Source organism: Streptomyces sp. RP5T, assembly GCF_003933965.1.
In the GTDB taxonomy this organism is placed as follows: Bacteria; Actinomycetota; Actinomycetes; order Streptomycetales; family Streptomycetaceae; genus Streptomyces.
The window spans coordinates 1-6,423 of record NZ_RSAJ01000477.1 but is presented as its reverse complement, the minus strand read 5'-3'; the positions used below and the strand labels follow the sequence as shown (position 1 = coordinate 6,423).

The window sequence follows — 6,423 nt, the reverse complement described above, 5'->3', positions numbered from 1 at the left end:
GGCCAGGAAGGGGGCACTGATGACGCAGCACGCCGACGAGGACGTCGACCGCCACGGGGGCGCCGCCGGACTCCGACTGGCGACGGGGAGCGCCGCCGACGCGCTCGCCGCGAGTCTGCCTGTCGACCGCAACCAGGCGATCCTGGAGGCGGCCAAGCAGGTCGGCGCGATCCTGAAACGGGAAGGGCATCCGTTCGCGCTCGCGGGCAGCGTGGCCGTGTACGCGCACGGCGGCGCCCAGAATCTCCAGCACGACGTCGACTTCGCCATCCTCCCCGAGGACGCGCAGTCCGTGGCCGACACCCTGCGCGAGGCGGGTCTGGAGGTCCGGACCCCTCCGGAGGACTGGCTGCTCAAGGCCGACTGCATGGGCCAGCAGGTCGACCTGATCTTCGAACTGGCCCACCAGCCGGTCACCACGGAACTCCTGGCACGCGCCGACGAACTCTCGGTGGACTCGGTGTTCATGCCCGTGCTGAGCCCGACGGACCTGCTGCACAGCCTGCTGTCCGCGTTCTCCGAGCACCACTGCGACTTCGGCGCAGTCCTGCCGATCGCCCGCACGCTGCGCGAGAAGGTCGACTGGGACGCCGTACGCCGCGGCTGCGGGGACGCACCGATGCCGGACGCGTTCTTCTACTTCCTGGAACGGCTGGAGGTCATCGAGCCGAGGAGCGGGGTGGAGCGGTCATGAGCGGGTCCCCACCCGAACCGAACGCGGTCGGCGAGGCCGGCGAGGCCAACATCGAGTACCGCGTCGCCCACCTGCGCGACCGGCTCGCCGCCGAGGAACTCGGCGAGCTGGGAGTCCGCGCCGAGGTGCGGGCCGGAGCGGTCGTGGTCTCCGGGACGGTGCCCTCGGCGCAGTGCCGGGAGACCGTCCTGCGCACCGTCGGCGAGGAGCTGGCCGGGCTGTCCGTGCACACCGACGTGGTGGTGGCCGAGACCGCCACGCCCGATCATGCGGAGGAGCTGCCGTGATCCGCGTCGCCGCCGTGGGGGACATCCACATGGGACTGGAGAGCCGGGGCGTGCTGCGTCCCGCCCTCGACACCCTGTCCGACTGCGCCGACCTGCTGCTGCTGGCCGGGGACCTCACCCGGCACGGCACACCGGAGGAGGCCCGGGTGGTGGCCCAGGAGGTGCGTGACCTGCCGGTGCCGGTCGTGGCGGTCCTCGGCAACCACGACCACCACGACGAGCAGCCCGAGAAGGTCGCCGCCCTCCTGGAGGACGCCGGCGTGCGGGTGCTGGAGGGCGAGGGCACGGTCGTCGAGTGCGGCGACACGCGCGTGGGCATCGCCGGCACCAAGGGGTTCGGCGGCGGCTTCGTGGGCCGCAGCGCCGGCGAGTTCGGCGAGCCGCTGATGAAGGAGTTCGTACGGTACTCCCGGCGCTGCGCGGACGGGCTGCGCACCGCACTGGAGGAACTGGAGCAGCAGGGCTGCGGGACGCGGGTCGCGCTCACCCACTTCTCCCCCGTCGCCGACACGCTCGCCGGTGAGCCGCCGGAGATCTATCCGTTCCTCGGCAGCTATCTGCTGGCCGAGGCGATCGACACCGCGGGGGCCGACCTGAGCGTGCACGGACACGCCCACGCGGGCACGGAGCACGGGATGACGGCCGGTGGCGTGCGGGTGCGGAACGTGGCCCAGCCCGTGATCCGGCGGGCGTTCAACGTCTACCACCTGCACGCCGGCTGACGACTCCTCAGCTGCTGCGGGCGGCGGCGCGGTCGTGGTCCTCCCACGCCGCGTCCCTCAGCTCCGGGCGCAGCAGGACCTCCACGGCCGTGCGGGCCAGCGCCTCCGCCGCCGCGAGCATGACCTGCCGGGCGCGCTCGGAGCCGGCCGCGACCGCGAACTCGGGGGTGTGGTCCGAACCGTCCTCCTCCATGATCGCCACGAAGGGGTGGATGGCGGGCACCCGTCCGCTGACGTTGCCGACGTCGGAGGAGCCCAGGTAGACACCGGGTTCGGGCGGTGTCATCGCGATCCCGGCCTCCGCCAGGTGGCGGGCGAACCGGTCCGACAGCACCGCGCTGTCCCGGAAGTGCTCGTAGCGCGGCGTGGCCCGCTCCACCGTGACGGTCGTGCCCGTCGCCCGCGCCACCCCCTGGGCGCAGGTCAGCAGCTCCCCGGCCAGGTCCTCCAGGGCGGCCGTCGTCACCGCGCGCAGCCCGAACAGGCCCTCGGCGTACTCGGGGACGATGTTGGTCGCCGTGCCGCCGTCCGTGACGATGCCCTGCACGTGCGAGCCCGTGGGCAGCCTGCGCCCGACGACGGCCAGGGTGTTGAACAGCTGGATGAGCGCGGCGAGCGCGTCGATGCCCTCGGTGGGGTTCCCGGTCGGGTGGGCGGCGCGTCCCCGGAACCCGACCCGGTACTGGGCCTGCGCGGTCAGGGGCGCCCACTGCCAGTTGTGCACGCCGGGGTGGAACATCAGCGCCGCGTCGACGTCGTCGAACACCCCCGCGTCGGTCTCGGTGACCTTGCCTCCGCCGCCCTCCTCCGCGGGCGTGCCGATGGCCCACACGGTGCCGGCGTCCCGGTCGAGCACGGCACGGGCGGCGAGCGCCGCGCCCAGACCCGCCGCGGCGATCAGGTTGTGCCCGCAGGCGTGGCCGAGGCCGGGCAGGGCGTCGTACTCCAGCAGCAGGGCCACCGCGGGGCGGGGCCTGGTGCCGGAGCGGGCGGTGAAGGCGGTGGGGAGCCCGGCGACGTCCCGCTGGACCTTGAACCCCGCCCATTCGAGTTCGCCGCAGAGCAGTGCGGCCGCCCGGTGCTCCTCGAAGGCGTACTCCGGGTCGGAGTGCAGCATCCGCGCCATGTCCCACAACCGATCCGCCCGTGCGGCCACCTCTCCGCGCACTCGCGCGAGCACCTCGTCCACGGCGTCGGTCACATCGGCCTCCCAGAAATGTCGTACGCCTGTGTCCTGGTGCGGGTTCCTTCGAGCGGGCCGCCTTACACCCGGGACACCGTTACCGGCTCGGGGCCACGGGTACTCAGGAGCGGACAGCGGGAGTCGGCAGGGAGGCCTCCATGAAGGCGGACCGGATAGCGGATCCCTGGGGCACGCGGACGCCGTACCGGCGCCATGAAGCCTGGCCCTCCAGGGTGGACGCCTTCCTCGCGGAGGGCGTGGAGCCCGGCACGGTGCAGCGATGGGTGGGCGCGGCGTCGCTGCTGCACTCCGGCGGTGACGCCATGGACATCGCCGTCGTGGACGGCCGGATGGCCGGCGTACGGGGCCGGGCGGCGGACCGCGTCAGCCGGGGCAGGCTCGGGCCGAAGGACCTGTTCGGCTGGCAGGCCAACGCCTCCTCGGACCGGCTGACCAGGCCGCTCGTGCGGCGCGAGGGGCATCTCGTGGAGACCGACTGGGACACCGCGATGGAGCTGGTGGCCGCCCGCACCCGGGAACTGCTCGACGAGCGCGGGCCCGGCTCGATCGGTTTCTACACCAGCGGCCAGCTGTTCCTGGAGGAGTACTACACGCTCGCCGTGCTCGCCCGCGCGGGTGTCGGCACCAACCATCTCGACGGCAACACCCGGCTGTGCACCGCGACCGCGGCCGAGGCGCTGAAGGAGTCCTTCGGCTGCGACGGCCAGCCGGGCAGCTTCGACGACCTCGACCACGCCGACGTGATCGCGCTGTTCGGCCACAACATGGCCGAGACGCAGACCGTGCAGTGGACGCGCGTCCTGGACCGGCTGGCGGGTGGCGATCCGCCGCGGCTGCTGTGCGTGGACCCCCGCCCGACCCAGGTGGCCCGGCACGCGTCGGTGCACCTGGCGCCGCGTGTCGGCACCAACGTGGCGCTGCTGGACGCCCTGCTGCACGAGACGATCCGGCACGACCGGGTCGACCACGACTTCGTCGAGGCACACACGGTCGGCTTCGAGGAGCTTGCACAACAGGTCGCGTCCTGCACGCCCGAGTGGGCCGCGGCCATCTGTGACGTCCCGGCCGCCCGCATCAGCGAGGCGGCCGAGCTCGTCGGCACGACGGACGCCCTGCTGTCCACGGTCCTCCAGGGCGTGTACCAGGCCCACCAGGCGACCGCCGCGGCCGTGCAGGTCAACAACCTGCACCTGATCCGCGGGATGCTGGGCCGCCCGGGCGCGGGTGTGCTCCAGATGAACGGCCAGCCCAGCGCCGAGAACACCCGCGAGTGCGGTGCCGACGGCGATCTGCCGGGCTTCCGCAACTGGCAGAACGACGCCCATGTGGCCGACCTGGCGAAGGTGTGGAACGTGGAACCGTCCACGATCCCGCACTTCGCGCCACCCACCCACGCGATGCAGATGTTCCGCTACGCCGAGCAGGGCTCGATCGGGATGCTCTGGATCAGCGGCACCAACCCGGCCGTCTCCCTGCCCGAACTGGCCCGGATCCGCGCGCTGCTGGCGCAGGAGGGGCTCTTCACGGTCGTACAGGACCTGTTCCTGACGGAGACCGCCCGGTTCGCCGACGTCGTCCTGCCCGCCGCCACCTGGGGCGAGAAGACCGGCACGATCACGAACGCCGACCGGACCGTCCACCTGTGCGAGAAGGCGGTCGAGCCACCCGGCGAGGCCAGGTCCGACCTGGACACCTTCCTCGACTTCGCGCGCCGCATGGACTTCCGCGACAAGGACGGCGGCCCGCTGATCGGCTGGCAGGACCCCGAGGAGGCGTTCGAGGCCTGGAAGCGGTGCAGCGCGGGCCGCCCCTGCGACTACACGGGCCTGACCTACGACCGGCTGCGCGACGCCGGCGGCATCCAGTGGCCCTGCACCGAGGCGAACCCGCGGGGCACCGAGCGGCTCTACACGGACGGCATCACCTGGGCCCACCCCGACGACTGCGAGAGCTACGGCAAGGACCTGGAGACCGGGGCCTCCGTCGACCCCGTGGAGTACCGCTCGCTCAACCCGGACGGCAAGGCCGTGCTCAAGGCGGCCGCGTACGTCGAGCCGCACGAGATGCCCGACGAGCGGTATCCGTTCCAGCTCTCGACGGGCCGGACGCTCTACCACTTCCACACCAGGACCAAGACCGGCCGGGTCGCACAGCTCGACGAGGCCGCGCCCGAGGTGTGGGTGGAGGCCTGCGCCGCGGACACGGCGCGTCTGGGGCTGGGCGAGGGCGATCTCGTCCGGGTGGCCACCCCACGCGGCGCGCTGGAGGCGCGGCTGCGGGTGACGGGCATCCGGCCGGGTCTGCTGTTCGTGCCCTTCCACTACGGCTACTGGGACGTCAAGGAAGGCGACGGCCCGGACAACGGCGGGCCCGGACGCGCCGCGAACGAGACGACGATCACCGACTGGGACCCCGCTTCCAAACAGCCCCTCTTCAAGACGGCGGCCGCCGCGCTCACCCTCGTCGCGCGCGCGGACGGACGGCACGCGCCGGCCCCCACCACCACGGCCTCGGCTCCGTCGGTCCCCGGCTCGGTGCGGGCCACAGCGGGCGGGCGGCAGACGTACGCGACCCAGGACAGCGAGCCGGGAGGCACGTCATGAAGGACGGCATCGCCCACACCCTGCGCGCCCTGCACCACGGGGAACGGCGGCTGGAGCGGGACCTCGTGGCCGTGTCCGAGCGGCATGCCGGGGAACACGAGGTCCATCACGTCGCCACCGACCTCGCCGCCTGGTCCCGCGAACACGCGGGGCGGCTGGCGGAGTTCGCGGCGGCGGAGGGGCTGCGCCTCGACGACGACAGGCCCGCGCCCCCGCCCGGCGAGGGGCCCGAGGGACTGCTGCTCCTGCACGACCTGCGCGCCCTGCACCTGGCCGCCACGGAGAACTCCCTGTACTGGGAGATGCTCGCGCAGGTCGCCCGGGCGACCCGGGACGAACGGCTCCTGGAGCTGGCGTCCGACTGCCACCCGCAGACCCTGCGCCAGATGCGCTGGACCGACACGTTGATCAAGCAGGTGTCCCCACAGGTGCTGACAAGCCTGTGACCAGGCATAGGGGGTGCGGCCCCGGGCACCCGGGGGGCGGAGGTGGAAGACCATGGGACACGGAGGAAACGTCATCGACGAGCTGGTGACCGATCACCACGAGGTCGAGGAACTGTTCGGGAAGATCGAGGCGCTGGCACCCGGTGAGAAGAACCGGAAGGTGTACGCCGACCAGGTCACCATGGAGCTGATCCGGCACTCGGTCGCGGAGGAGGAGTACCTCTACCCGGCGGTGCGGGAGCACCTGGTCAACGGGAACACCATGGCCGACCGGGAGATCGAGGACCACTCCACGGCCGAACAGCTCATGAAGGACCTGGAGCGCTGCGAGGCGGACGACCCGGAGTTCGACCGTCTCATCGGCGAGCTGATGAGCGAGGTCCGCTCGCACATCGCCGAGGAGGAGGAGACCCTCTTCCCGCAGCTGCGTGTCGCATGCTCGGAGAAGGAGCTGAACGATTTGGGCG

Annotated in this window: 7 protein-coding genes; 6 read left to right on the top strand and 1 reads right to left on the bottom strand. The window is 72.6% G+C overall.

What is annotated here, in order from left to right; translation table 11 throughout:
* Positions 1-19 precede the first annotated feature (19 nt).
* The 3 genes from EHS43_RS33920 to EHS43_RS33910 are packed head-to-tail and all read left to right on the top strand — an operon-like array spanning position 20 to position 1,703.
* Positions 20-694, top strand: a complete 675-nt coding sequence (locus tag EHS43_RS33920) for a nucleotidyltransferase family protein (RefSeq protein ID WP_125194487.1) — start codon at positions 20-22, stop codon at positions 692-694.
* A complete protein-coding gene (locus tag EHS43_RS33915) occupies positions 691-981 on the top strand; it encodes a BON domain-containing protein (RefSeq protein WP_125194486.1) in 291 nt (96 codons plus the stop codon). Before EHS43_RS33920 ends, EHS43_RS33915 begins: the two co-directional genes overlap by 4 nt.
* Positions 978-1,703, top strand: coding sequence for a metallophosphoesterase (locus EHS43_RS33910; protein ID WP_125194485.1), 726 nt, complete (start codon positions 978-980; stop codon positions 1,701-1,703). The genes EHS43_RS33915 and EHS43_RS33910 overlap by 4 nt, the downstream gene beginning before the upstream one ends.
* A 7-nt stretch (positions 1,704-1,710) precedes the next feature.
* Here the strand turns inward: EHS43_RS33910 and EHS43_RS33905 are convergent, their stop codons facing one another.
* Positions 1,711-2,904 (bottom strand): amidohydrolase, encoded by a 1,194-nt coding sequence (locus EHS43_RS33905; RefSeq protein WP_125194484.1) that lies wholly within the window; start codon positions 2,902-2,904, stop codon positions 1,711-1,713.
* A 140-nt stretch (positions 2,905-3,044) separates the two neighbouring features.
* Here EHS43_RS33905 and EHS43_RS33900 point away from each other — a divergent pair, with 140 nt between their 5' ends.
* The 3 genes from EHS43_RS33900 to EHS43_RS33890 all read left to right on the top strand — a co-directional run.
* Complete coding sequence (locus EHS43_RS33900; RefSeq protein ID WP_125194483.1) at positions 3,045-5,510, top strand: molybdopterin oxidoreductase family protein; 2,466 nt, start codon at positions 3,045-3,047, stop codon at positions 5,508-5,510.
* Complete coding sequence (locus EHS43_RS33895) at positions 5,507-5,956, top strand: hypothetical protein (RefSeq protein ID WP_125194482.1); 450 nt, start codon at positions 5,507-5,509, stop codon at positions 5,954-5,956. Before EHS43_RS33900 ends, EHS43_RS33895 begins: the two co-directional genes overlap by 4 nt.
* A 52-nt stretch (positions 5,957-6,008) precedes the next feature.
* Positions 6,009-6,423, top strand: a 415-nt coding sequence (locus EHS43_RS33890; protein ID WP_148104150.1) for a hemerythrin domain-containing protein, incomplete at its 3' end; no start/stop codon positions are given.

What these genes read in the sequence shown, in the direction of transcription:
- EHS43_RS33915 (WP_125194486.1), top strand. Translation starts at nt 691, where the DNA reads ATGAGCGGGTCCCCACCCGAACCGAACGCGGTCGGCGAGGCCGGCGAG.
- EHS43_RS33900 (WP_125194483.1), top strand. Translation starts at nt 3,045, where the DNA reads ATGAAGGCGGACCGGATAGCGGATCCCTGGGGCACGCGGACGCCGTAC.
- EHS43_RS33895 (WP_125194482.1), top strand. Translation starts at nt 5,507, where the DNA reads ATGAAGGACGGCATCGCCCACACCCTGCGCGCCCTGCACCACGGGGAA.
- EHS43_RS33920 (WP_125194487.1), top strand. Translation starts at nt 20, where the DNA reads ATGACGCAGCACGCCGACGAGGACGTCGACCGCCACGGGGGCGCCGCC.